We start from the raw sequence: 20722 nt of genomic DNA on the forward strand, positions 1-20722 counted from the left end.
TCTCGCATGAGGGGGGAATGGGGGGTGGGGGGGGAGGCCGGGAAGGCCTAACAACTGGCCGTGAAAGGTTCGCGTCACAGCGTGGCCGGAGGCAAACGGTTTTCCGGCAAGAGGAGTTGATTCGGCCTGATTGGCGGTTGATCGCCTCATTGCCGTGCGGGGCCGACTGCCCGTAGAACACCAGCCATGAGAAGCCGGATCATCATGTCCATGCTTACCGGAGTGACCCTTCTGGCGAGCACCCTCCTAGGGGCGAGCCCCGCCCAGTCGGCAGCCGCCCGGCCGGTCGATGTCCCGGCCGAGTTCGGCACCGACTGGCACGACCCGGTCACCGCCGCCCCGCCCGTCACCAGACCGGTCGGCTCCCCGTCCTGCGAAGTCACCGTCGCCGAGGCCCAGTTCAAGGACTTCACGCCCTACGAGGGCACGTACACGCCCCCGAACAGATGCGGCGTGAGCTGGAGCAAGGTCGTTCTGCGGATGGACGGCAAGGTCAAGGGCCGGCAGTACGACCGCCTCGGCTACCTCCACATCGGAGGCGTCGAGGTCCTCCGTACCTCCACCCCGCAGCCTTCGCCGGACGGTATCGCCTGGTCCGTGGAGAAGGACGTCACGCGCTACAGCGACACATTGAGCAGGCCCCAGCCCGTCGAGATGCTCATCGGAAACGTTGTCAACGACACCTACACTGGCATTTTCGACGTCAAGGTCACCTTGATGTTCTACGCCGGGAAACCTGTCGCGAGGGACACTCCCGACCGCGTTCTCACCCTCCACGACGGCACCCTCACCACCCCGCGCAACAGCGAACGGATCGTCGCCGAGGTGTACGCGACCGGTTCGGGCGGCGGCTGCGAGGAGTACTGGTACCTCACCGTCCCCGACGCCGCCCCCTACTCCTGCAAGGCCACGGACGGCCCGTACCGCGAGGTGCAGATCAAGGTCGACGGTCAACTGGCCGGAATCGCCGCCCCGTTCCCGACCGTCTGGACCGGCGGCTGGTCCAACCCCTTCCTCTGGTACGTGGTTCCGGGACCGCGCGCCTTCGACATCAAGCCGATCGAATACGATCTGACCCCCTTCGCCGGGCTTCTCAACGACGGCAGCCCGCATGATGTGGAGGTCTCCGTCGTCGGCGTCCCGGAGGGGCAGGCCGGCTGGAGCACCCCCGTCAATGTCCTCGTCTGGCAGGACGCCGAGCGCGCCCAGGTCACCGGCGGGCTCACCACCCACCGCGCGAGCGAACCGGTCAACTCCTCGACGTACACACCCGGTTCCGTCGACGAACAGCACCGCCTCGATACCCGCGGCGCTCACCGGCTGACCGTCGCCGGGTACGTCGACACCTCGCACGGCCGAGTCACCACCACCGTGAGCCGAGCCCTCGCCAACACCTCCGTGCACCGCTGGACCGACGGCGAGAACACCGACGGGCTCACCGCCGCCTGGACGGACTTCGAGAACGTCACGGTCGACGGGCGCGGGCCGGGCAGGACATCCCGCACGGCGCGGACGTACACGATGGACGGCACGACCACGCTCGGTGCGGGCGACCGGCTGCGGACTGTGCTGACACTCGGCGACCGGGCAGCCGTCACACAGACGTCAGCCGGGCGGCGTACGGCGTGGTCGTGGCTCGACGACACGTACGCCGGCGACGCGACGTACACGGCCAACGTGCCGCGCGACCAGCGCCACGCCGTCGGGACGACGAGCGAGCGCTACCGCCTCCACGGCTCGGCCGGATGCCACGACCGTTCGCTGGTGACCGTCCAGGGGGTGCTCACCCGGGACCGAAAGCGCTGCTGACAGCACGGGGACTGTTTCACCGGTCGGCGCCGTACGACTTGTTGGTCCTGGAGGCCGGCAGCGGCAGCGCTCGAACACGGCCCGCGCCGGACGATCGGTCAGGAGTCGAGGAGCTTGCGCTTCTGCTCCGCGAACTCCGCTTCCGTGAGGACGCCCTGGGCCTTGAGCTCGCCCAGCTGCTTCAGCTGTTCGATCTTGCTGGTCATGTCGGAGGCCGGCGGAGCTGCGGGCTGCTCGGCCGGGGCCGCCGCTTGTGGCGCGGGCGCCTGGGGTCCCTGCTGGGCCGCCCATCGCCCCTGCTGTCGGCGGGATACACGGTTCGACACGGTGGTTGCCGTTCCGGCGACGACGGCCGTGCGGGCCACTCCTCGGAGGAGTCCTGGCATGGCGGTCTCCCTTCTCGCTGCCTTTGACTTTCAGGGAGCGGTTTCGGTCGCGTCGAGCGCGGCCAGGACGGCCGGCGCGGGGATTCTTCCGGAGGCGACCAGCTCGGCACCGCCGCGATGCAGGGCGGCGGCGAACGGGGCGGCCCACAGGTTCTCGTAGATCAGGACGCCGGCGGAGTTGCCGGGCTCCAGGGCGGCGGCTGCCTCATTGAGGTCGTCCTGGCCCAGCAGCCCCGAGGAGGCGCCCTCGAAGACCGCCAGGTCGAGTTTGCCGTCGCCGGTGAGATCGGCGATCTCCATGGCGGTCACGGATCCGTCGGCCTCCTTCCGGATGAACGTCAGATCGAGGATCCGGATGAGGCCGCGGTCCACCAGATCGACCAGGATGGGAAAGCCCTCGCCGGTCATTCGACTGCCTGGGAACTCGACCACCAGATAGTCGATCGGTCCCATCTCGCGTGTCTCGCCGGATGTGTTGAGTTCACCGAAATCGTCGCTCACGGTGTCACCTCTGGGATTGCTGGCTTTTCCCCCATCCCATTGCAGCATCGGACCGGTTCGGTCGCACGTCCTGTGTGCTTCACCCGGTTCACCCGTCGGGCTCACCCCGGTCGCGCCTACGACGTCGCACGGATCTTCTGGTGCCCATGAGCAATGGAAGCGGCGAGCCGCTCTCGGCCGGGGAGCGCAGTGAACTGGATGAGCTGCGGCACAGGGTGGGCGCCCTGGAGAGCACCGGTCGCCCGCAGGCGGCGCGGCATCACAGGGTCCGGTCCACGGGCTCGGTCCTGCTGATTATCCTCGCGGCCCTGTTCTCGTTGCTGTCCGTCGTAGCGGTCTGGGCGAACAGCATCGTGCGGGACACGGACCGCTATGTCGCCACGGTGGGGCCGCTCGCCTCCGATCCCGATGTGCAGAAGGCGGTCACCAACCGGGTCACCGACGTGGTGCTGGCGCAGATCGACGTGAACGCGTTGGTCAAACAGTTGCAGGACGCCGCGTCGGAAAAGGGCGTCCCGCCGAAGGCATCCCAGTTGCTCGGGAACCTGAAGGGGCCGATCACGAGCGGGTTGAAGCAAGTGGTCAGCGGCGTCGTGGAGCGGGTGGTCAGCAGCAGCGCCTTCGAAACCGTCTGGGTCGACGCGAACCGCACGGTCCACAGCGCTGTCGACAATGCCCTGACGGGCAGCAACGACGGCGCGGTCGCGCTGAAGGACGGCAAGGTGGCCATCAACGTGGGACCGCTGGTGGCCAAGGTCAAGGACCGGTTGGTCGGTGCCGGCCTTGGAGTGGCCGAGAAGATCCCGGAGGTCCACACGGACTTCGTGGTGTTCCAGTCGAAGGACATCGGCAAGATCAAGACCTACTTGAGAGTGCTGCAGATCATGGGCTCCTGGCTGCCCGTGATCGCCCTGCTGCTCGCCGCCGCGGGGGTGTACACCGCGTTCAACCGCCGGCACGCGCTGATCGGGGTCGGGCTGGCGGTGTTCGTGGCCATGCTGCTCCTCGGAATCACGCTCACCGTCTTCCGTGACATCTACCTCGACCATCTGCCCCCGGGCGGGTCTCCGGCCGCCGCCGGGGCGGTGTACGACGCGTTGATCAAGTTCCTGCGCGCCGGTGTGAGGGCGCTCGGTGCCGTCGCCCTCATCACCGCCATCGGTGCCTTTCTCAGTGGTCCGTCCCGCATCGCGGTCTTCGTCCGCAAGGGCTGCCGCAGGAGTATCGGCGCCCTGCGCGACGTGGCGATGTCGGGAGGACTTCGCCTGGGGCCGGTCGGACGATTCGTGCACCGCTTCAAGCGGTGGATCGGGGTCGCGATCGTGGTGGTCGCCGCGATCGTCCTGTTCACCTGGAACTACCCGACCACGATGGTCGTGGTGTGGACCACGTTGATCGTGCTCTTGGGCTTCGCGATCCGTGAATTCCTGGACACCGACTCCACCCCGACCGCCGACTCCCGCGCGGCCGCCCATCCCTGACGTACCGCCAAGGCGGCAACGAAGCCGTCCGGTCCTCGACTGCGGTCAGTGGAGGATCTTCTCCTTGGCCCGCCGGAACTCGTCGTCGGAGATGTCGCCCTTGGCGCGGATCTCGGAGAGCTTCGCGAGTTGCTCCGCCTCGCTCTGGGGCTGCGCGCCGCTACCGGCGGCCTCGCGGATCTGCTCGTCGAAGGCCTGCTGACGGGCCTGGGCATGCCGTCTCTCGCGCTCGCCCATGCCCTTGCCCCGGGCCAGGACGTAGACGAACACGCCGAGGAAGGGGAGCACGACCACGAAGATGAGCCACCCTGTCTTGCCCACTCCGCTGAGCGTGTCGTCCCGGAAGATGTCACCGATGATGCGGAAGAGCATGATGAACCACAGGATCCACAGGAAGATCCACATGGTTGTCCAGAAGACCCCGAGGACCGGGTAGTCGTAGGCCAGATTCATGTGACCGCTCCGGCTTCGCCGCCTTCGTCGTGCAGCGGCAGACCGAAGGCTTCCCCGATGCTTCGGGCGGCGGACACCACGCGGGCGCTGCCGACGACGGGGGCGACCGCGACGAGGACGCCCTGGACCTTCTCCAGGGGTACGCCGAGTTCGTTGGCGGCGCCGACGTTGAGCAGATACGAGGCGGGGGAGGCGTCCATGGCCACCAGCGCCGCGATGCGCGTCAGCAGATAGGTTTCCGGGTCCAGCCCCGATCGCTCGAACGTGTCGAGCGTCATCTGGACGAGTGTTTCGAACACGGGGGCGTCCGCCTCGGCGAGGGCGCTGACGCCACCTGTCCCGCTCGGTACATCGGCCATGGTCCGGCTCCTTCTTCAGGGGGTGTGGTGATGCTTCAGAGGGTGTGGTGATGCTGTTCCTGCACGACTCCAGTCGAGCCCTGTCCGCCTGAGGGGGCATCGCCCGCAGCGGGTGATTCCGGTTCGTGCCCGGCGGTGTCGGCGAGGTGCCGTCGAGCACGAACCGTTCGAGGGCGGCCGGCACCGTCAGTCGATCATGAACCAGCCGCGCACCTGCGCCTCGTGGTCGACGTAGCGTTCGCCGGACACGTCGACGACGACCTTGTCGATCGTGCCACCGGCGAACGGGAAGGGGCCTTCGTAGCCGGGAGTGACCGGTGAGGCGTCGTCGCGGCCCACGCAGATCCCGTCCCCCACGACACAGAAGTAGCCGGGCTGGGTGACGATGTCGTAGCTGCCGATCTCCTGGTCGTCCATGTAGAGCGTGAGTCTGCCCGCGGCGCCGGGCATCGCGGGGTCGGCGTTGCGGCTGGTCGCTGCGAATTCGATCGGGTTCTGCGGGTAGCCCTTGAGCACCTCGGGCGGCTCGACGCCGAGGAGGTCGTAGAGCGTGGGAACGACGTCCACCGCGTGAACGTACTGCTGGCGCACCTCCCCCCGGGCGTCGATCCCTGCGGGCCAGGCGACCAGGCACATGCCGGCCACGCCGCCCTCGTAGCCGGCCCAGCGCTTCCAGTACAGGAACGGTGTGTCGAACGCCCAGGCCCATCCGGTGTTGTAGTGGTTGTACGACGTCGGGCCGCCGAGTTCGTCGATGTGTTCCAGCGACAGCTCGGCCGGGGTGGGCAGGCCGTTGAAGAACCGCCACTCATTGAACGTGCCGCTGGGTCCGCCTTCGCCGCTCGCCCCGTTGTCGGAGACGGCCACGATGATCGTGTTGTCGAGCTCGCCCGCGGATTCGAGGAAATCGAGCACCCGGCCGAGCTGGTCGTCGCTGTAGGAGACGTAACCGGCGAAGACCTCGGCCATCCGGATGAACAACCGCCGCTCGTCGGAGCTGAGTTGTCCCACGGTCGGACGGTGTCGAGCAGCGGCCACGGCTGGCCGTCCGGCCCGGTCGCCGCGGGCTCGCCGTGCGGGTTGATCGGAGAGAGTTCGGTGTTCTCGGGCAGCAGCCCGAGTTCTTTCTGGCGCCGCAGAATCCCCGGCCGGATCGACTCGTATCCCTCGTCGAAGACGCCTTTGTACCGGTCGGACCACTCCTTGAACACGTGGTGCGGCGCGTGGGCCGCGTCGAGGGAGAGGTACATGAAGAACGGCTTGTCGGGATCGACGACCTTGGCGTCCCGGACGAATGCAATAGCTTTGTCGGACAGGTCCTTGGCGATGTGGTAGCCCTCTTCGGGCGTGGCCGGCGGGTCGACCGGGTGGTTGTCGTGGATCAGGTCCGGGTACCAGCAGCTCGCCTCGCCGCCGAGGAAGCCGTAGAACCGCTCGAAGCCGCGCCCGAGGGGCCAGCGCCCCTTGTACGCGGCCAGGTTGATCTCCTCGCCGGGGGTGAGGTGCCACTTGCCGACGCACTACGTGTTGTAGCCACGCTCGCCCAGGACCTCCGAAATGAATCCGTTCTCGAACGGAATAGGGGTGGATATGCCGGGAAGCCGGCGCTGAACTCGGCGATCGTGGCCATACCGTTCGACGTCGCGTTCCTGCCGGTCATCAGGGAGGCCCTGCTGGGGGAGCGCAGCGCGGTGGTGTGGAAGTTCGAGTAACGCACGCCCATGTCGGCGATCCGCGACATCGTCGGCGTTCGCACCGGCCCGCCGAAGCAGCCCATCGTTCCGTAGCCGTCGTCGTCCCACGCGATCACCAGCACGTTCGGGGCCTTTTCGGGCGCTTTGGGGCGAGGTAAGGCGCCCAGTCCGGTTGTGATTCTCGGATGTCGAGGGCGATTTTTCCTTTGAATGGCTTGGCCATGACGATTCTCCTCGCTTCCCGGGTCCTTACCGTTACCGGCTCCGCCGGCGCCCTGGCCTGCGGGACGTGTCTCGACTCGTGGAGGTGACGCGGACCTGGCGTGCCGGGAGTTCCATGTCATCGAGCAGTGATCCGTCTCCGTACCGAGGGGTCGGGAACGGGCGTGGCCTCGTGCAGTTCCCGGCCTTGGGCCCTGGTCTTCTCGTGCCACCGGCCGTACCGGTCGGCGAGGATGACGGCCGAGATGCCGTGCAGGAGGACGCTCAGGCCGACGGTGACCGCGACGACCCTGCTCAGCAGCTCCACCCCGGGGACGTGCTCCTCCAGGACCAGCAGCCCCAGCACGACGGAGGCCAGACCGCGGGGCCCGAACCACCCGATGTACGCCACCGTGGGCAGCCGGAGTCCGCTGGCGGCGAGCGCGAGGGCCACCGGCAGCATCCGGACGACCGTGAGGCTGAGCACCGCGTAGCCGACGATGCGCCAGCTCAGGTCCTCGAGTGTCGGACCGAGCAGCACCGCCCCGAAAAGCAGCAGGCCGGCCGAGGCCAGGAGTCCTCCGAGGCGCTCGGCGAAATCGGCGGTGCGGTCGGGGTCGTCGTGGCTGTTCTGACCGTCCTGACCGCCCTGACCGTCCTGCCGCTCGGCGTCCGGCCCGGTGGCCCGGAACCGGCGCAGGGCGAAGCCGAAGGCGAACCCGGCGACCCAGGCCGCGATGAAGCCGCTGCCGTCCACCGCGACGGCCAGTGTGTACGCCGCGGCGGCGACGGCCGGGACGTAGAGCTGCGCCCACTCCCGCGATATCCATCCCCGTGCCTGCGCCCATCGCAGCAGCCTGCCGCCGAGCGCGCCGATCAGGAGACCCAGGACGGTGCTCAGCACCAGTGCGCGCCAGAAGACGCCTCCCACGCCCTCCCGCGCGGCGGACGTGCCGGGAATGGCTGCCAGGAAGAGCGCGAAGAACGGCAGCACCATGCCGTCGTTCAGGCCGCTCTCCACATTGAGCCCGTGCCGCACCAGCGCAGGCACCCGGGGACTGGACATGGCTGTCTTGCCGAGGGCCGCGTCCGTGGGAGCGAGGACGGCACCCACCAGCGCGAGCTCCCAGAGCGTCAGCCCGGGCAGCAGGGGCCATGCCAGCAGCCAGCCCGCCCCGATGCTCAGCGGCAGTCCGATGCCGAGCAGCCGACCGGGCAGAAAGCCGCCGGATCGCAGATCCCGCGCGCGGACGGCCATGGCGTCGGTGAACAACACCAAGGCCAGGGCCGCTTCGAGCAGCGTAAGGAGCGGCCCGGCGTTGTGCTTCAGGTCGATGACGTCGAGCACGGCCGGCCCGAGGAGAATCCCACAGCCCACGAACACCATCGCCGACGACACCGGAGTCGATGCCAGCCGCCGCGAGCCCAGCGCGTAGGCGGCGATGACGCCCGCCACCGCCACACCGCTCCAGGCGTCACCGCTCATCTCCGAGCCCTCCAGTCCTCGTGCGGTCGCACCCGCCGAAGTCACCGGGGAGGGTGGGGAGCGTCGGGACCCCGGTCGGCGGGGGCGGCCCGGGCACTTTCGCGGGCCCTCCTCGGGCGGCCTGTCCCCACCCCACGTCATCAGTGATCCGCCTCGCCGACTTCACCCGCCACGGGTGATCACCCGCGCCCCGGACAGCGGCACGCTCGGGGGTGCAGCGCTGGGCGTTGCATCTCATCCAGGAAGCGAGGAGTCAGTCATGGCCACGACCACACCTCACCACCGCGGGGGTACAGCCCACGCGGGTGCCGGGGGACTGGTGACGTTCGCCGGTGTCCTGCTGTTCATCGCCGGGATCCTCGACCTGTTCCGCGGGATCATGGCGATCGCCGACGACGACGTCTACGTGAGCACCCCCAACTACGTCTTCAAGTTCGACCTGACCAGCTGGGGCTGGATCCAGCTCGTCCTCGGAGTGATCGCCATGTCGGTGAGCGCGGGCCTCTTCTCGCGCGCCACGTGGGCCCGGGTCGTCGGGGTCGGCATCGCGGGGCTGCTGATCATCGCCAACTTCCTGTCGATCCCGTACTACCCCGTCTGGTCGCTCACCCTGATCGCCCTGTACGCCTTCGTCATCTGGGCCCTGTGCGTCGTGGGACGGGACGACTGACGCGGCACGCCGAAACAGCCCGCCCGCAGTGGGAGGAGGTGAGGGCATGCTCGTCGCCCTGCTCGCCGTGCTCGGCGTCAACCTTCTGGCCCTCATCGCCCTCCTGGCTGCCATGCTCGGCCGCCGGCACTGGCTGGCCGGCCGGCCGGGTGCGTTCCGGGGTGCCGTACGGGTCGTGGACGGCGAGGCCAAGGGGCTGCGGAGACGGTGGAGGGCCGGCTACGGCCGGTGGGTCCGGGATGTCTTCGTCTGGACGCAGGCTCCGCTGCTGCTGCGGACCGTGCTGCTGCCTGTGGACGCCGTCAGCGCCGCACGCCCTCTCGCACCCAAGGAGGTGCGGCGCCCGCGCGGCCTCGCTGCGACGGCCACCTTCACCGCGGGTCACGTGCTGTTCGACGTCGCGGTGCGTGAGCAGGACGAGCCGTCGACCTTTCGGCCCTCTGTCGTGGACGGGGCAGGTGCGCACCTGCCCCACAGTCGCCGCTCATGACATCGCGTTTTTCCGCCGCTGCGCCGAGCCGGGTCGCGGGCGGACAACGAGCCCCGAGCCGGCCGTGAGACAGGCAGACGGGGAACGGGCGGCCGACCGGGTAAAGGGCCCGCGCGTCACCCGCGCCTGGTGACGCGCCCAGCCCCGCGGGCGTCCCATCCTGGAGCCATGAGCAGAGTGGAGCTGCCCGACCGTCCGTCGCCGCCCGTTCCACCTGCTGGCCAAGCCGGCCGGAGCGATCTGCAACCTGGACTGCACCTACTGCTTCTTCCTGTCCAAGGAACTGCTCTACGAAGGCAGCCGATTCCGCATGGCGGACGACCTGCTTGACGCCTACATCCGCCAGCTGATCGAGTCGCACGGCCCGGCACCCGAGATCACGGTGGCCTGGCAGGGCGGTGAACCCATGCTGATGGGCCTCGATTTCTTCCGAAGGTCGGTGGAGTCGAGCGGCGACACGCCCCTCCCGGTCGGCGGATCATCAACACCATCCAGACCAACGGCACGCTCATCGACGACGAATGGGCCCGATTCTTCCGGGACCACGACTTCCTGGTCGGACTTTCCGTGGACGGTCCACGCGAGCTGCACGACACCTACCGGGTCGACAAGGGCGGCAAGCCCACCTTCGACCGGGTCATGCGCGGTCTGCGGCACTTGCGTGAACACGGCGTGCGGTGGAACGCGCTCACCACGCTGCACGACGCCAACGCCGCGCGCGGCCGTGAGATCTACGCCTTCCTCCGCGACGAAATGCGGCGCCGCCCACATGCAGTTCATCCCGATCGTGGAACGCGTCACCCCGCGCACCCTGCCCCTCGCCAACGACGGCTGGGGCGCCCGTGCCAAGGACCGGCCGCTTTACCGGCAGGAAGGCGACCGCGTCACCGACCGCTCGGTGACCGGCGAGCAGTACGGCCGATTCCTCATCGACGTCTTCGAGGACTGGGTACGCCGTGACGTCGCCGGGTTTACGTGCAGACGTTCGACGTGGCACTGGCCAACTGGTACGGGGAGCAGCCCTCCCTGTGCGTGCACTCCCGGACCTGTGGCTCCGCCCTTGCCCTGGAACACAACGGGGACCTGTACTCCTGCGACCACTTCGTCGAGCCCGAACACCTGTTGGGCAACATCGGTGACCGACACATGCTCGAGCTGGTCGACTCACCGCGGCAACGGAAATTCGGCCAGGACAAGCACGACACCCTGCCCCGGTACTGCCTCGACTGCGATGTCCGCTTCGCCTGCCACGGCGGTTGTCCCAAGGACCGGTTCGACACGACTTCGGACGGCGAAGCGGGCCTCAACCACCTGTGCGCCGGCTTCAAGACGTTCTTCCATCACACCGACCGTCCGATGCGCACGATGACCGAGCTGCTGCGCCGGGGACAGGCACCCGCACTGATCATGCGCCGGTACGCGGACGCCGACGCGGACCGGCCGCACAACGCGCCCTGCCCGTGCGCAGGCGGGCGCAAGTGGGCCCGCTGCCACGGCAGGCCGGTCGCTACGGGACAGCCGTAGCGCGAAGCGATGATTTACATGGCCGTGATACGCAAGTTGCAAACGACGCGAACAGCTTCTCAATAGTGGGTGCTGTGCGGAAGCGCTTTTCCGCATCCCAGAAACCCCCTGGAGGAGTGCTCGTGCCGCAGCCCGTACCGTCCCCACCGCGACGCGTCGCACGCGTCCTGCGTACCTCACTGTTTGCGCAGGTTGCTGTCGCGCTTGTGCTCGGGATCGTCGTCGGCAAGCTGTGGCCCGACGTGGCCACGGATCTCAAGCCTCTCGGTGACGGTTTCACCCGGCTCATCAAGACGATCATCTCGCCGCTCGTGTTCTGCGTGGTCGTCGTCGGCATAGCCAAGGCCGGAGATCTCAAGGCGTTCGGCCGGATCGGGTTCAAGGCCCTGATCTGGTTCGAGGTGGCGAGCACGCTCGCCCTGTTCATCGGGCTTCTCGCCGCCAACATCGTCCAGCCCGGCTCGGGCATGAACGTCGACCCGTCCACGCTCGACGCCTCGGCGATCGAAGCGAAGACGGCCGGCGGCGCGCTGCCCACGACGACCGAGTTCATCGTCAACGCGATTCCCACCAGTTTCATCGGCGCCTTTGCCGAGAACCAACTCCTCCAGGTGCTGATCCTGGCCTGTCTGGTGGGCGCCGCGCTGCTCCACCTCGGCCACACCAAGGTGCCGAAGGTGCTGCCCGCCGTCGAGCAGGCCCAGGAGATCATCTTCGCGGTCGTCGGCTTCATCATGCGCCTCGCCCCGATCGCCGTGTTCGGCGCGATGGCGGTGCTGATCGGTCAGTACGGACTCGGCGTGATCGAGACGTACGCCAAGCTGATCATCCTGTGCTACGCGGCCGCCGCGCTCTTCGTCGCGCTGCTCGCCGTGGCTCTCAAGATGGTCACCGGCCTCAGCCTCTGGAAGTTCCTCCGCTACATCCGGGAGGAGATGCTCCTCGCCCTCGGCACCGCCTCCACCGAGTCCGTGATGCCGCGCGTGATGCTGAAGCTGCGCAAGGCCGGTGCCCGCGATGACGCCGTGGGTCTGGTGCTGCCCACCGGGTACTCCTTCAACCTCGACGGCGCGTCGCTCTATCTCTCCATCGGGACCCTGTTCATCGCCCAGGCCGTGGGCGTGGACCTCAGTCTCAGCCAGCAGATCACCGTGATCCTGGTCCTCATGCTCACCAGCAAGGGCATGGCGGGCATCCCCGGCTCGGCCTTCCTCGCCCTGTCCGCGACCGCCTCCTCGCTCGGGGCCATCCCGGCCGGCGCCGTCGCCCTGCTGCTGGGCGTCGACCGCATCATGGACTCGATGCGCGTCGTCACGAACCTGCTCGGCAACTGCGTCGCCGTCTTCGCCGTCTCCCGCTGGGAGGGCGCGCTGGACCTGGAGCGCGCGAAGAAGGTGCTGGACAGGGAGATCGTGATCTCCGAGGAGGACGAAGAGGCAGGGGTGGCCGAGGTGACCGAAGAAGCTGATGTGACTGCGGTGATCGCGGTGAAGGAACCCGCGAGCTGACCTGCGTCGCTCGAACGGGCCGTGGGCCTCCTCCGGTATTCGCCGGGGGAGGCCCACGGCCCGTTTCATGTCAGCAGCGCCGGTCCGGCGGCGCGCCGGCGCCCTCCGTCAGCGTGTCCAGCAGCCCGCCCAGTACCGTGCGCTGCTCGTCCGTCAGCGGCGCGAGAATCTCCTCCGCCGCGGCCCTGCGCGCTCCGCGCAGCTCGCTCAGTGCCTTGCGGCCGACGTCCGTGAGTTCGATCCGGATGACCCGGCGGTTGTCGGGATCGGGCGCCCGGCGGACCTTGCCGCTCGCCTCCAGCGCGTCCACCAGCGTCGTCACCGCCCGGGGGACCACCTCCAGGTTCTCCGCCAGATCGGCCATCCGCGGTGAGGAGCCGTGGTGCTCGATGTGGTGCGCGAGGGTGCGCAGCAGTCGAGACTGGGCCGGAGTGATGCCGACTCCGCGCTCTTCCAGTTGGTGCTTGTGGATGCGGTGCAGACGGCGGGTCAGGCTCAGCAACTGGTCGGCGAGCGGACCGTCGGCGTCGGGGGAACTCATAGGGGAACAATATCAGGATGCAGTTCATTGTGAGTATAGGTAACAATGAGCTATGCTCCGCCAGTCGTCATCCTCACCGGTTCTTCCGAAGGAGCCCATGAAACCCGAACAACATGCCTGGACCCCCTCCGCCGACTCGGCGGACCAGCCGCACCAGGCCCGCCGCATTCTGCGACTCTTCCGTCCCTATCGCGGCCGCCTCGCCGTGGTCGGCCTGCTGGTGGCCGCGGCATCCCTCGTCTCGGTCGCCACCCCCTTCCTGTTGAAGGAGACCCTCGACGTCGCGATCCCCGAGGGCCGCACCGGACTGCTCAGCCTGCTCGCGCTCGGCATGATCGTCAGTGCCGTCCTCGCCGGCGTCCTCGGCGTGCTGCAGACCCTGATCTCCACGACCGTCGGCCAGCGCGTCATGCACGACCTGCGCACCGCCGTATACGGCCGTCTGCAGAACATGTCGCTCGCCTTCTTCACCCGCACCCGCACGGGCGAGGTCCAGTCCCGCATCGCCAACGACATCGGCGGTATGCAGGCCACCGTCACCTCCACCGCGACCTCCCTGGTCTCCAACTTCACCAGCGTCGTCGCCACGATCGTCGCGATGATCGTCCTCGACTGGCGGCTGACCGTCGTTTCGCTGCTCCTGCTTCCGGTGTTCGTGTGGATCAGCCGCCGCGTCGGCAACGAACGCAAGCGGATCACCACCCAGCGCCAGAAGCAGATGGCCGCGATGGCCGCGACGGTCACCGAGTCGCTGTCGGTCAGCGGCATCCTGCTCGGTCGCACGATGGGCCGCTCCGACTCGCTCACCCGCTCCTTCGCCGAGGAGTCGGAGTCCCTGGTCGGCCTCGAAGTGCGCTCCAGCATGGCCGGCCGCTGGCGGATGGCCGTCATCGGCATCGTCATGTCCGCCATGCCCGCCGTCATCTACTGGGCCGCGGGCCTCGCCCTCCAGCTCGGCGGCCCGTCCGTCTCGATCGGCACGCTCGTCGCCTTCGTCTCGCTCCAGCAGGGCCTGTTCCGGCCCGCCGTCAGCCTGCTGAGCACCGGCGTCCAGATCCAGGCCTCGCTCGCGCTCTTCCAGCGCATCTTCGAGTACCTCGACCTGCCCATCGACATCACCGAGCCCGAGAACCCGGTCCACCTCGACACCGTCAAGGGTGAGGTCCGGCTGGAGGACGTCGAGTTCCGCTACGACGACAAGAGTCGCCCGATCCTCGACGGCGTCGACATCACCGTCCCGGCGGGCGGCAGCCTGGCGATCGTCGGCCCGACCGGCGCCGGCAAGTCCACGCTGGGCCACCTCGTGCCCCGGCTGTACGACGTGACGGGCGGCCGGGTCACCATCGACGGCGTCGACGTCCGCGACCTCGACTTCGACACGCTCGCCCGCGCGGTCGGCGTCGTCTCCCAGGAGACGTACCTCTTCCACGCCACGGTCGCCGACAACCTGCGCTTCGCCAAACCGGACGCCACCGACGAGGAACTGCACGCGGCGGCACGGGCGGCCCAGATCCACGACCACATCTCGTCCCTGCCCGACGGGTACGACACCGTCGTCGGCGAGCGCGGCCACCGCTTCTCCGGCGGCGAGAAGCAGCGTCTCGCCATCGCCCGTACGATCCTGCGCGACCCGCCCGTCCTCATCCTGGACGAGGCGACCAGCGCCCTGGACACCCGTACCGAACACGCCGTCCAGCAGGCCATCGACGCCCTGTCGGCCAACCGCACCACGCTCACCATCGCGCACCGCCTGTCCACCATCCGGGGCGCCGACCAGATCGTGGTCCTCGACTCGGGGCGCGCGGTCGAACGGGGCACGCACGAGGAACTCCTGCGTCAGGACGGGCGCTACGCGGCCCTCGTACGCCGGGATGCCCAGCTGGAGCCGACCGGGTGACGTATCCGGTCGAACAAGATGAAGATATGCCAGGTTTGTGACGTTTTGCAGGTTACCGTGCCCGCATGCAGATGAACACTCCGTCACGGAAAACGATTCGCCTGACGCGCCGTGGCCGGGCCGTCCTCATCGCGACCGGAGCCGTCGTCGCGGCCACAGCCGTGGCGGTGCCACTGCTGAGCGTCGACAGCGAAGGGCACCGCCGGCCGACCTCCCTCCTCATCCCGGAGGGCTGGCGCTCCCTCCAGGTGTACGAGGCTGTCGACAAGGCCCTCGCCCTGCCGGCCGGGACCACGAAGAAGTCGATCGGCAAGGCCCGGCTGAAACTCCCGGGCGACGCCGACGGCAACCCCGAGGGGTATCTTTTCCCGGCGACCTATCCGCTGAAGAAGAAAACCACCCCGGAATCCCTGCTGTCGGTCATGGTCGACACCGCCAACCAGAGGTTCGGCGGTCCGCCGGTCACCGCGGGGGCGCAGCGCAACGCCATGAACGTCTACCAGGCCGTCACCATCGCGAGCATCGTCCAGGCCGAGGCCGTCGGCAAGCAGGACATGGGGAAGGTCGCCCGGGTCGTCTTCAACCGGCTCGAACGCGGGATGCCGCTCCAGATGGACTCCACGATCAACTACGCGCTGAACAGGTCCACGCTGAGAACGACGGCCGGCGACATCCGCCTGAACAGCCCCTACAACTCCTACCAGCGCATGGGTCTGCCGCCCACGCCGATCGCCAACCCGGGCGAGGAGGCGATGCGTGCCGCCATCAACCCGACACCGGGCGACTGGTTGTACTTCGTCACCGTCAAGCCCGGCGACACCCGTTTCACGGCCGACTACGCCGAACACCAGCGCAACGTCGCTGAGTTCAACCAGAACCAGAAGAACCAGCAGGCACGGAAGAAGGAGAAGAGCCCGGGTCGGGAGAAGCAAAGCGGACAGCCCGCCAAGTGACCTGACGGCGGGTCACGGCGCCGTACGGGGGCCTCAGACAGCGGCAGGCTCCTGGTCGAGCAGCCGCCTGATGTCCCGTACGGCCGCCCGCCCGGCCCGGTTGGCGCCGATGGTGCTCGCCGAGGGACCGTAGCCGACCAGATGGACGCGCGGATCGGCGACCGCGCGCGTCCCCTCGACGCGGATGCCGCCGCCGGGCTCGCGCAGCCTGAGGGGCGCCAGATGGTCGATCGCGGCCCGGAACCCGGTCGCCCAGAGGATCACGTCGGCGTCGACGCGCTGTCCGTCGGCCCACTCGACCCCGTCCGGGGTGATCCGGTCGAACATGGGCCGCCGGTCGAGGACGCCGTCGGCGAGGGCCCGCCGGATCGCGTCGTTGAGGGGCAGGCCGGTGACCGACACGACACTCTTCGGCGGCAGTCCCTGCCGTACCCGCTCCTCGACGAGGGCGACGGCCTCCCGCCCGAACTCCTCGGTGAACGGCCCCTCGCGGAAGACCGGCGGACGCCGGGTCACCCAGGTGGTCGCGGCGGCGTACGGCGCGATCTCCATCAGATGCTGGGTACCGGAGGCGCCGCCGCCCACCACGACCACCCGCTGCCCGGCGAACTCCTCGGGCCCTGGGTACTGCGCGGTGTGCAACTGCCGCCCCCGGAAGGTCTCCTGGCCCGGATAGCGCGGCCAGAACGGCCGGTCCCAGGTACCGGTGGCGTTGATCAGCGCACGTGCCGACCAGACACCGTCCGAGGTCTCGACGAGCAGCCGCCCGTCCCCGTCGCCCTCGCGCACGGCACGTACCTCCACCGGCCTGCGCACCCTCAGACCGAAGGTGCGCTCGTACGTGTCGAAGTACTCGCCGATGACCTCGGCGGACGGCCGCGCCGGGTCGGCGTCCGTCAGTTCCATGCCGGGCAGCGCGTGCATCCCGTGCACCTTGCCGTACGTGAGCGACGGCCAGCGGAACTGCCACGCCCCACCGGGATGCGGGGCGTGGTCGAGCACCACGAAGTCACGCTCCGGCACGAAACCGGTGCGCTGCAGGTGATAGGCGCTGGACAGACCGGCCTGGCCAGCGCCTATGACGACGACATCGACTCCTTGTACGCCATCGCGCACCCCGGTGTTGTTCACGCTTCTACCAACCCGGGGAGGGGCGAGGATCTTCCCGGCGCCCGGTCCTTCGGGCTCGTCGGCTCACGACTCCTTGCTGGGGCGCGGAGCGGTGGTGGACGGGGGCAGGTCGTCGTTGAAGCGTCGGTCCACGTACTTCGCGAAGTCGACCTTGTTCGGGATCAGCTTGAGGCTGGTGAACGTGTCCGCGATGCGCTGCTCGGACGCGACGAGCGCGTCGTCGATCGCCACCGGGATACGGGTCGCGTTCGACCGGTTCACCGACGCGAGCGCCACCTCGTACGGCAGCCCGGTGTCCTTCGCCCACACCTTGGCCCACGCGTCCGGATGCGCGTACACCCAGCCCTGGGCGCGCCGCAGCCGCTCCACGAAGTCCTTGACGGCAGCCGCCTTCTTGCTGTCCTTGAGCGCGGAGGGCGCCGCCACCTGGAAGTTGAGCCCGTTGACCACCCCCTCACCGTCGGCCAGGACGCGTCCCTGTCCGCCCTTGAGTATCTGCGAGGTGTACGGGTCCCACACCGCCCACGCGTCGACGCTGCCGCTGGTGTACGCGGCGAGCGCGTCGGCCGGCTGGAGGTACTTCACCTTGATGTCGTCGAGGGTGAGCCCGGCCTGCTTGAGGGAGGCGATCAGCTGGTAGTGCGCGGACGAACCCTGCGCCACGGCAACGGACTTGCCCCTGAGATCGGCGGCCTTCCTGAGCTTCGAGTCCTTGGGGACGAGGATGGCCTCACCCTGGGAGCCGCCACGCAGGGCACCCACCACAGTGATCCGGGAACCGGCGCCGGCCGCGAAGACCGGCGGGGTGTTGCCGACGCTGCCGATGTCGACGGCCTTGGCGTTGACGGCCTCGAGGAGCGGCGGGCCGGAGGTGAAGGTGGACCATTTGATCTTGTAGTCCAGGTTCTTGAGCTCCCCGGCGGCCCGCAGCACCGCCTCCGAACCGCCCTTCTGGTCACCGACGTTGAGCGTGACGGACCCCTTGCCGTCGGTACCGCTGCCGGAGCCGACGGAGGAGGCGGCAGAGCTTCCGCCGCAGGCCGAGGTGAGGAGGGCGAGGGGGAGGAGCAGCGCGGCGGGGGCGAGGTGTCGTCGCATGGTTGTTCGTTCCAATCGTTTCTGCGTTGCTGTTGTGGCTGTGTGGCTGAGGGGGCGAAGCGGGGGTGCGGGGAAGGGAGTTGCGAGGGCTCAGGCGGCTTTGGTGACGGTCTCGACGCCCAGGCGTTCCAGGAGGCGGGCGCGCAACGCGGCGAATCGGGGGTCGGTGATGTCTCGGGGGCGGTCCAGGCCGACTGTCGTCTCGTACGCGATGACCCCCTCGTCCATCACGAGGACACGGTCGGCGAGCAGCACCGCCTCCTCCACGTCGTGCGTCACCAACAGGACGGCGCAGCCCCGGCGTTGCCACAGTTCACCGACCAGCCGCTGTGCCGTGACGCGGGTGAGCGCGTCCAGGGCGCCGAACGGCTCGTCCAGTAGCAGGAGATCGGGTTCCCGAACCAATGCGCGTGCCAGCGAGGCGCGTTGGGCCTCGCCGCCGGAGAGCGTCTTGGGCCAGGCGTCGGAACGGTGGCTGAGGCCGACCTCGGTGAGCGCCTGCTCGGCGACCTCGCGGCCGGGCTTGCCGGGCAACCCGAGCAGGACGTTTCGCCACACCGACTTCCACGGCATCAGCCGGGGTGCCTGGAAGGCGACGCCCTTGCGGCGCGGTACGAGGACGGTGCCCGCGATGTCGCGGTCGAGACCGGCGAGGATGCGCAGCAGCGTGGACTTTCCGCAGCCGCTGCGGCCCAGCAGCGCTACGAACTCCCCCGGCTGGACGTCGAGTTGGAGGTTGTCGATGACGGCACGGCCGTCGAAGGACCGGGTCAGTCCCTCGACCCGTACGGCCGGTGAGGTCACCGTCCGGTGAACGTGGGTCGCCATTGCAGCAGCAGCCTTTCGAGGGAGCGGACGACGAAGTCGGCCAGCAGGCCGAGGAATGCGTAGACGATGAGGCAGACCACGATCACGTCGGTCCGCAGGAAGTCGCGCGCCTGCACCATGAGGGCGCCGATACCGGCGTCCGCGTTGATCTGCTCGGCGAAGACGAGCGCGAGCCAGGCGATGCCGAGCGAGTAACGCAACCCGGTCATCGCCCCGGGCAGTGCGCCCGGCAGCACGACATGCCGCACGAGTCCCCACCGGGACAGCCCCAGTGACTCCCCGGCCTCGATCAACTGGGCGTCCACGCCACGGATTCCGGCGTAGACGTTGAGGTAGAGCGGGAAGGTCACGCCGAGGGTGATGATCGCGACCTTCGGGGCCTCGCCGATGCCGAACCAGATGATGAACAGCGGGATCAGACCGACGAACGGCACGGTTCGCAGCATCTGGACCGGCGCGTCGATGAGATCCTCGCCGACGCGGAACAAGCCCGAGACGAGGGCGAGTCCGGTGCCGATGACGGCGCCGAAGAGCAGTCCGAGCGCGACGCGCTGGAGCGAGGTGCCCATCGCGTTGCCCAGTGAACCGTCGGCGACCAGGTCGCTTCCGGCCTGGGCGATCCGCTCGGGCGAGGCGAGGATGCCGGCGGTCAACACGCCTGTGCTGCTGAGGAGTTGCCAGAGCGCCAGGAGCGCGAGCGGGCCCGAGGTGCGGCGCAGCCAGCGGGGGACGCGGGTGCGGCGCGTGGAGCTGGGGGCGATGGGTTCGAGATCGGGGGTGGTGCGCCGGCTGTCACCGGCGGCGGATATAACGGATATATCCGGCTTGGAGGAGCTGGGTGGGGCATGGCTGATGCTCATGAGTGCTCCATGAGGAGGAGAGCGACCGGAGAGGGGGTGTGCCTCGGCGCCGCCGCGTCCGGCATGGATCAGGTCAGATCCCGGACGTGCGGGTCGGGCGGTGCCCGGAGAACGGGCGGGAGGGGAGGAGAAAGGGCGTCAGCAGCCGCGGCGACACGCGGCGGAGGCCACCCGCAGCAGGTCGATGTGACCGCGCGTGGTGAGCATGGCTGAACGCAACATGCCGCTGAAACTAGCCAGGTGACGTGGCCGCGGTCAACGGTGTCTCACAGAATGGGCCACGCGTATCAAGGTGCGGGAGTCGAGCGGAGTGTGGCTTCCGGTGGCCGGGTGATGATGGGGCACATGTCCAACGCCTTCACCACTCGCGTACTGAACATCGCCTCCGGCTCCCGGGAGACGGTCGTCGACCTCACCCATGACTGCGAGACCTTCCTGAGGGAGGTGGCGGCCGGCCGCGACGGCCTTCTCAACGTCTTCGTCCCGCACGCCACCGCCGGGATCGCCATCATCGAAACGGGCGCGGGCAGCGACGACGATCTGCTCGCCGCGCTGCGCACCCTGCTCCCCGCCGACGACCGCTGGCGCCACCGCCACGGCACCCCGGGCCACGGCCGCGACCACGTACTCCCCGCCCTCGTCCCCCCACACGCCACGCTGCCAGTGCTGAGCGGGCGGCTGGAACTGGGGACTTGGCAGTCGGTGTGCCTGGTGGACACGAATCGCGATAATCCGGACAGGGTGGTTCGGTTGTCGTTCCTTGGGTGAGGCTTCGGGTGTGACGACTGTAGGTGTGATTGCGCTTGCGGCAACGTGCGGCCACCGTCCGGCCGCCGGCAAGGCGGCGCCGGG

General features: G+C 68.9%; 23 protein-coding genes and 1 pseudogene. 10 read left to right on the forward strand and 14 right to left on the reverse strand.

The genetic code is table 11. From position 1 onward, the window contains the following. Positions 1 to 186 precede the first annotated feature (186 nt). Complete coding sequence (locus ADL01_RS05975) at positions 187 to 1809, forward strand: peptide-N4-asparagine amidase (RefSeq protein ID WP_053740835.1); 1623 nt, start codon at positions 187 to 189, stop codon at positions 1807 to 1809. 98 nt (positions 1810 to 1907) lie between these two features. Here the strand turns inward: ADL01_RS05975 and ADL01_RS05980 are convergent, their stop codons facing one another. Then, positions 1908 to 2195 (reverse strand): SHOCT domain-containing protein, encoded by a 288-nt coding sequence (locus tag ADL01_RS05980; protein WP_053740836.1) that lies wholly within the window; start codon positions 2193 to 2195, stop codon positions 1908 to 1910. Positions 2196 to 2225: 30 nt separating this feature from the next. After that, entirely contained in the window at positions 2226 to 2648 is a 423-nt protein-coding gene (locus ADL01_RS05985; protein ID WP_053740904.1) for a DUF6325 family protein, read from the reverse strand. Positions 2649 to 2842: 194 nt separating this feature from the next. On the opposite strand from ADL01_RS05985, the gene ADL01_RS05990 reads away from it, so the two are divergent. Continuing rightward, entirely contained in the window at positions 2843 to 4177 is a 1335-nt protein-coding gene (locus tag ADL01_RS05990) for a hypothetical protein (protein WP_234354517.1), read from the forward strand. A 45-nt stretch (positions 4178 to 4222) separates the two neighbouring features. Here ADL01_RS05990 and ADL01_RS05995 read toward each other — a convergent pair whose 3' ends face one another. From ADL01_RS05995 to ADL01_RS06010, 6 genes and pseudogenes are all read right to left on the reverse strand, one after another. Next, a complete protein-coding gene (locus ADL01_RS05995) occupies positions 4223 to 4630 on the reverse strand; it encodes an SHOCT domain-containing protein (RefSeq protein WP_053740837.1) in 408 nt (135 codons plus the stop codon). Beyond that, a complete protein-coding gene (locus ADL01_RS06000; RefSeq protein WP_053740838.1) occupies positions 4627 to 4989 on the reverse strand; it encodes a carboxymuconolactone decarboxylase family protein in 363 nt (120 codons plus the stop codon). Before ADL01_RS06000 ends, ADL01_RS05995 begins: the two co-directional genes overlap by 4 nt. A gap of 186 nt (positions 4990 to 5175) precedes the next feature. After that, on the reverse strand, positions 5176 to 6000 hold the full coding sequence (locus ADL01_RS47175) for a sulfatase-like hydrolase/transferase (RefSeq protein ID WP_324614578.1): 825 nt from the start codon (positions 5998 to 6000) through the stop codon (positions 5176 to 5178). 206 nt (positions 6001 to 6206) lie between these two features. Then, positions 6207 to 6473: pseudogene (locus ADL01_RS47180) on the reverse strand (sulfatase-like hydrolase/transferase); the annotation flags it as partial. After that, a complete protein-coding gene (locus tag ADL01_RS47430) occupies positions 6371 to 7027 on the reverse strand; it encodes a sulfatase-like hydrolase/transferase (RefSeq protein WP_324614579.1) in 657 nt (218 codons plus the stop codon). The pseudogene ADL01_RS47180 and the gene ADL01_RS47430, both read right to left, overlap by 103 nt. Further along, entirely contained in the window at positions 7024 to 8370 is a 1347-nt protein-coding gene (locus tag ADL01_RS06010; protein ID WP_063783462.1) for a cation:proton antiporter, read from the reverse strand. The genes ADL01_RS47430 and ADL01_RS06010 overlap by 4 nt, the downstream gene beginning before the upstream one ends. Before the next feature lie 259 nt (positions 8371 to 8629). Here ADL01_RS06010 and ADL01_RS06015 point away from each other — a divergent pair, with 259 nt between their 5' ends. The 5 genes from ADL01_RS06015 (at position 8630) to ADL01_RS06030 (ending at position 12562) form a co-directional block, all read left to right on the forward strand. Next, positions 8630 to 9040 carry a DUF7144 family membrane protein gene (locus tag ADL01_RS06015; RefSeq protein WP_053740839.1) on the forward strand — a complete coding sequence of 137 codons (411 nt, stop codon included), beginning with the start codon at positions 8630 to 8632 and terminating at the stop codon, positions 9038 to 9040. 46 nt (positions 9041 to 9086) lie between these two features. Beyond that, entirely contained in the window at positions 9087 to 9530 is a 444-nt protein-coding gene (locus tag ADL01_RS06020; RefSeq protein WP_053740840.1) for a hypothetical protein, read from the forward strand. A 510-nt stretch (positions 9531 to 10040) separates the two neighbouring features. Continuing rightward, positions 10041 to 10490, forward strand: a complete 450-nt coding sequence (locus ADL01_RS47700; RefSeq protein ID WP_420719688.1) for a hypothetical protein — start codon at positions 10041 to 10043, stop codon at positions 10488 to 10490. A gap of 15 nt (positions 10491 to 10505) precedes the next feature. After that, entirely contained in the window at positions 10506 to 11054 is a 549-nt protein-coding gene (locus ADL01_RS45260) for an SPASM domain-containing protein (RefSeq protein WP_199834768.1), read from the forward strand. A gap of 122 nt (positions 11055 to 11176) precedes the next feature. Beyond that, entirely contained in the window at positions 11177 to 12562 is a 1386-nt protein-coding gene (locus ADL01_RS06030) for a cation:dicarboxylate symporter family transporter (RefSeq protein ID WP_053740841.1), read from the forward strand. A gap of 70 nt (positions 12563 to 12632) precedes the next feature. Here ADL01_RS06030 and ADL01_RS06035 read toward each other — a convergent pair whose 3' ends face one another. Beyond that, positions 12633 to 13103, reverse strand: a complete 471-nt coding sequence (locus ADL01_RS06035) for a MarR family winged helix-turn-helix transcriptional regulator (protein ID WP_053740842.1) — start codon at positions 13101 to 13103, stop codon at positions 12633 to 12635. A gap of 97 nt (positions 13104 to 13200) precedes the next feature. Here ADL01_RS06035 and ADL01_RS06040 point away from each other — a divergent pair, with 97 nt between their 5' ends. After that, the gene (locus tag ADL01_RS06040; RefSeq protein ID WP_053740843.1) at positions 13201 to 15000 is read left to right on the forward strand and encodes an ABC transporter ATP-binding protein; all 1800 of its coding nucleotides are present in this window, start codon (positions 13201 to 13203) and stop codon (positions 14998 to 15000) included. A gap of 65 nt (positions 15001 to 15065) precedes the next feature. Then, positions 15066 to 15953: an endolytic transglycosylase MltG gene (gene mltG / locus ADL01_RS06045; RefSeq protein WP_053740844.1), complete on the forward strand. Its 888-nt coding sequence runs from the start codon at positions 15066 to 15068 to the stop codon at positions 15951 to 15953. A 33-nt stretch (positions 15954 to 15986) separates the two neighbouring features. On the opposite strand, the gene ADL01_RS06050 is transcribed toward mltG, so the two are convergent. The 5 genes from ADL01_RS06050 to ADL01_RS47705 form a co-directional block, all read right to left on the reverse strand. Further along, entirely contained in the window at positions 15987 to 17084 is a 1098-nt protein-coding gene (locus ADL01_RS06050; protein WP_053740845.1) for an NAD(P)-binding domain-containing protein, read from the reverse strand. 63 nt (positions 17085 to 17147) lie between these two features. Next, positions 17148 to 18182 carry an ABC transporter substrate-binding protein gene (locus tag ADL01_RS06055; RefSeq protein WP_053740846.1) on the reverse strand — a complete coding sequence of 345 codons (1035 nt, stop codon included), beginning with the start codon at positions 18180 to 18182 and terminating at the stop codon, positions 17148 to 17150. 90 nt (positions 18183 to 18272) lie between these two features. After that, complete coding sequence (locus ADL01_RS06060; protein WP_053740847.1) at positions 18273 to 19010, reverse strand: ABC transporter ATP-binding protein; 738 nt, start codon at positions 19008 to 19010, stop codon at positions 18273 to 18275. Next, positions 18983 to 19870: an ABC transporter permease gene (locus ADL01_RS06065; RefSeq protein WP_053740848.1), complete on the reverse strand. Its 888-nt coding sequence runs from the start codon at positions 19868 to 19870 to the stop codon at positions 18983 to 18985. Before ADL01_RS06065 ends, ADL01_RS06060 begins: the two co-directional genes overlap by 28 nt. A 138-nt stretch (positions 19871 to 20008) precedes the next feature. Continuing rightward, complete coding sequence (locus ADL01_RS47705) at positions 20009 to 20092, reverse strand: putative leader peptide (RefSeq protein ID WP_351276907.1); 84 nt, start codon at positions 20090 to 20092, stop codon at positions 20009 to 20011. Positions 20093 to 20215: 123 nt separating this feature from the next. Between ADL01_RS47705 and ADL01_RS06070 the strand changes: the two genes are divergently transcribed. Then, positions 20216 to 20638, forward strand: a complete 423-nt coding sequence (locus ADL01_RS06070; protein WP_053740906.1) for a secondary thiamine-phosphate synthase enzyme YjbQ — start codon at positions 20216 to 20218, stop codon at positions 20636 to 20638. Positions 20639 to 20722 lie beyond the last annotated feature (84 nt).

Origin of the sequence: Streptomyces sp. NRRL WC-3618, from assembly GCF_001280005.1 — a bacterium.
GTDB lineage: Bacteria > Actinomycetota > Actinomycetes > Streptomycetales > Streptomycetaceae > Streptomyces.

What these genes read in the sequence shown, in the direction of transcription:
- ADL01_RS05975 (WP_053740835.1), top strand. Translation starts at nt 187, where the DNA reads ATGAGAAGCCGGATCATCATGTCCATGCTTACCGGAGTGACCCTTCTG.
- ADL01_RS05980 (WP_053740836.1), bottom strand. Translation starts at nt 2,195, where the DNA reads ATGCCAGGACTCCTCCGAGGAGTGGCCCGCACGGCCGTCGTCGCCGGA.
- ADL01_RS05985 (WP_053740904.1), bottom strand. Translation starts at nt 2,648, where the DNA reads ATGGGACCGATCGACTATCTGGTGGTCGAGTTCCCAGGCAGTCGAATG.
- ADL01_RS05990 (WP_234354517.1), top strand. Translation starts at nt 2,843, where the DNA reads ATGAGCAATGGAAGCGGCGAGCCGCTCTCGGCCGGGGAGCGCAGTGAA.
- ADL01_RS05995 (WP_053740837.1), bottom strand. Translation starts at nt 4,630, where the DNA reads ATGAATCTGGCCTACGACTACCCGGTCCTCGGGGTCTTCTGGACAACC.
- ADL01_RS06000 (WP_053740838.1), bottom strand. Translation starts at nt 4,989, where the DNA reads ATGGCCGATGTACCGAGCGGGACAGGTGGCGTCAGCGCCCTCGCCGAG.
- ADL01_RS47430 (WP_324614579.1), bottom strand. Translation starts at nt 7,027, where the DNA reads ATGACATGGAACTCCCGGCACGCCAGGTCCGCGTCACCTCCACGAGTC.
- ADL01_RS06010 (WP_063783462.1), bottom strand. Translation starts at nt 8,370, where the DNA reads ATGAGCGGTGACGCCTGGAGCGGTGTGGCGGTGGCGGGCGTCATCGCC.
- ADL01_RS06015 (WP_053740839.1), top strand. Translation starts at nt 8,630, where the DNA reads ATGGCCACGACCACACCTCACCACCGCGGGGGTACAGCCCACGCGGGT.
- ADL01_RS06020 (WP_053740840.1), top strand. Translation starts at nt 9,087, where the DNA reads ATGCTCGTCGCCCTGCTCGCCGTGCTCGGCGTCAACCTTCTGGCCCTC.
- ADL01_RS06035 (WP_053740842.1), bottom strand. Translation starts at nt 13,103, where the DNA reads ATGAGTTCCCCCGACGCCGACGGTCCGCTCGCCGACCAGTTGCTGAGC.
- ADL01_RS06040 (WP_053740843.1), top strand. Translation starts at nt 13,201, where the DNA reads ATGAAACCCGAACAACATGCCTGGACCCCCTCCGCCGACTCGGCGGAC.
- mltG (WP_053740844.1), top strand. Translation starts at nt 15,066, where the DNA reads ATGCAGATGAACACTCCGTCACGGAAAACGATTCGCCTGACGCGCCGT.
- ADL01_RS06055 (WP_053740846.1), bottom strand. Translation starts at nt 18,182, where the DNA reads ATGCGACGACACCTCGCCCCCGCCGCGCTGCTCCTCCCCCTCGCCCTC.
- ADL01_RS06060 (WP_053740847.1), bottom strand. Translation starts at nt 19,010, where the DNA reads ATGGCGACCCACGTTCACCGGACGGTGACCTCACCGGCCGTACGGGTC.
- ADL01_RS06065 (WP_053740848.1), bottom strand. Translation starts at nt 19,870, where the DNA reads ATGAGCATCAGCCATGCCCCACCCAGCTCCTCCAAGCCGGATATATCC.
- ADL01_RS47705 (WP_351276907.1), bottom strand. Translation starts at nt 20,092, where the DNA reads ATGTTGCGTTCAGCCATGCTCACCACGCGCGGTCACATCGACCTGCTG.
- ADL01_RS06070 (WP_053740906.1), top strand. Translation starts at nt 20,216, where the DNA reads ATGTCCAACGCCTTCACCACTCGCGTACTGAACATCGCCTCCGGCTCC.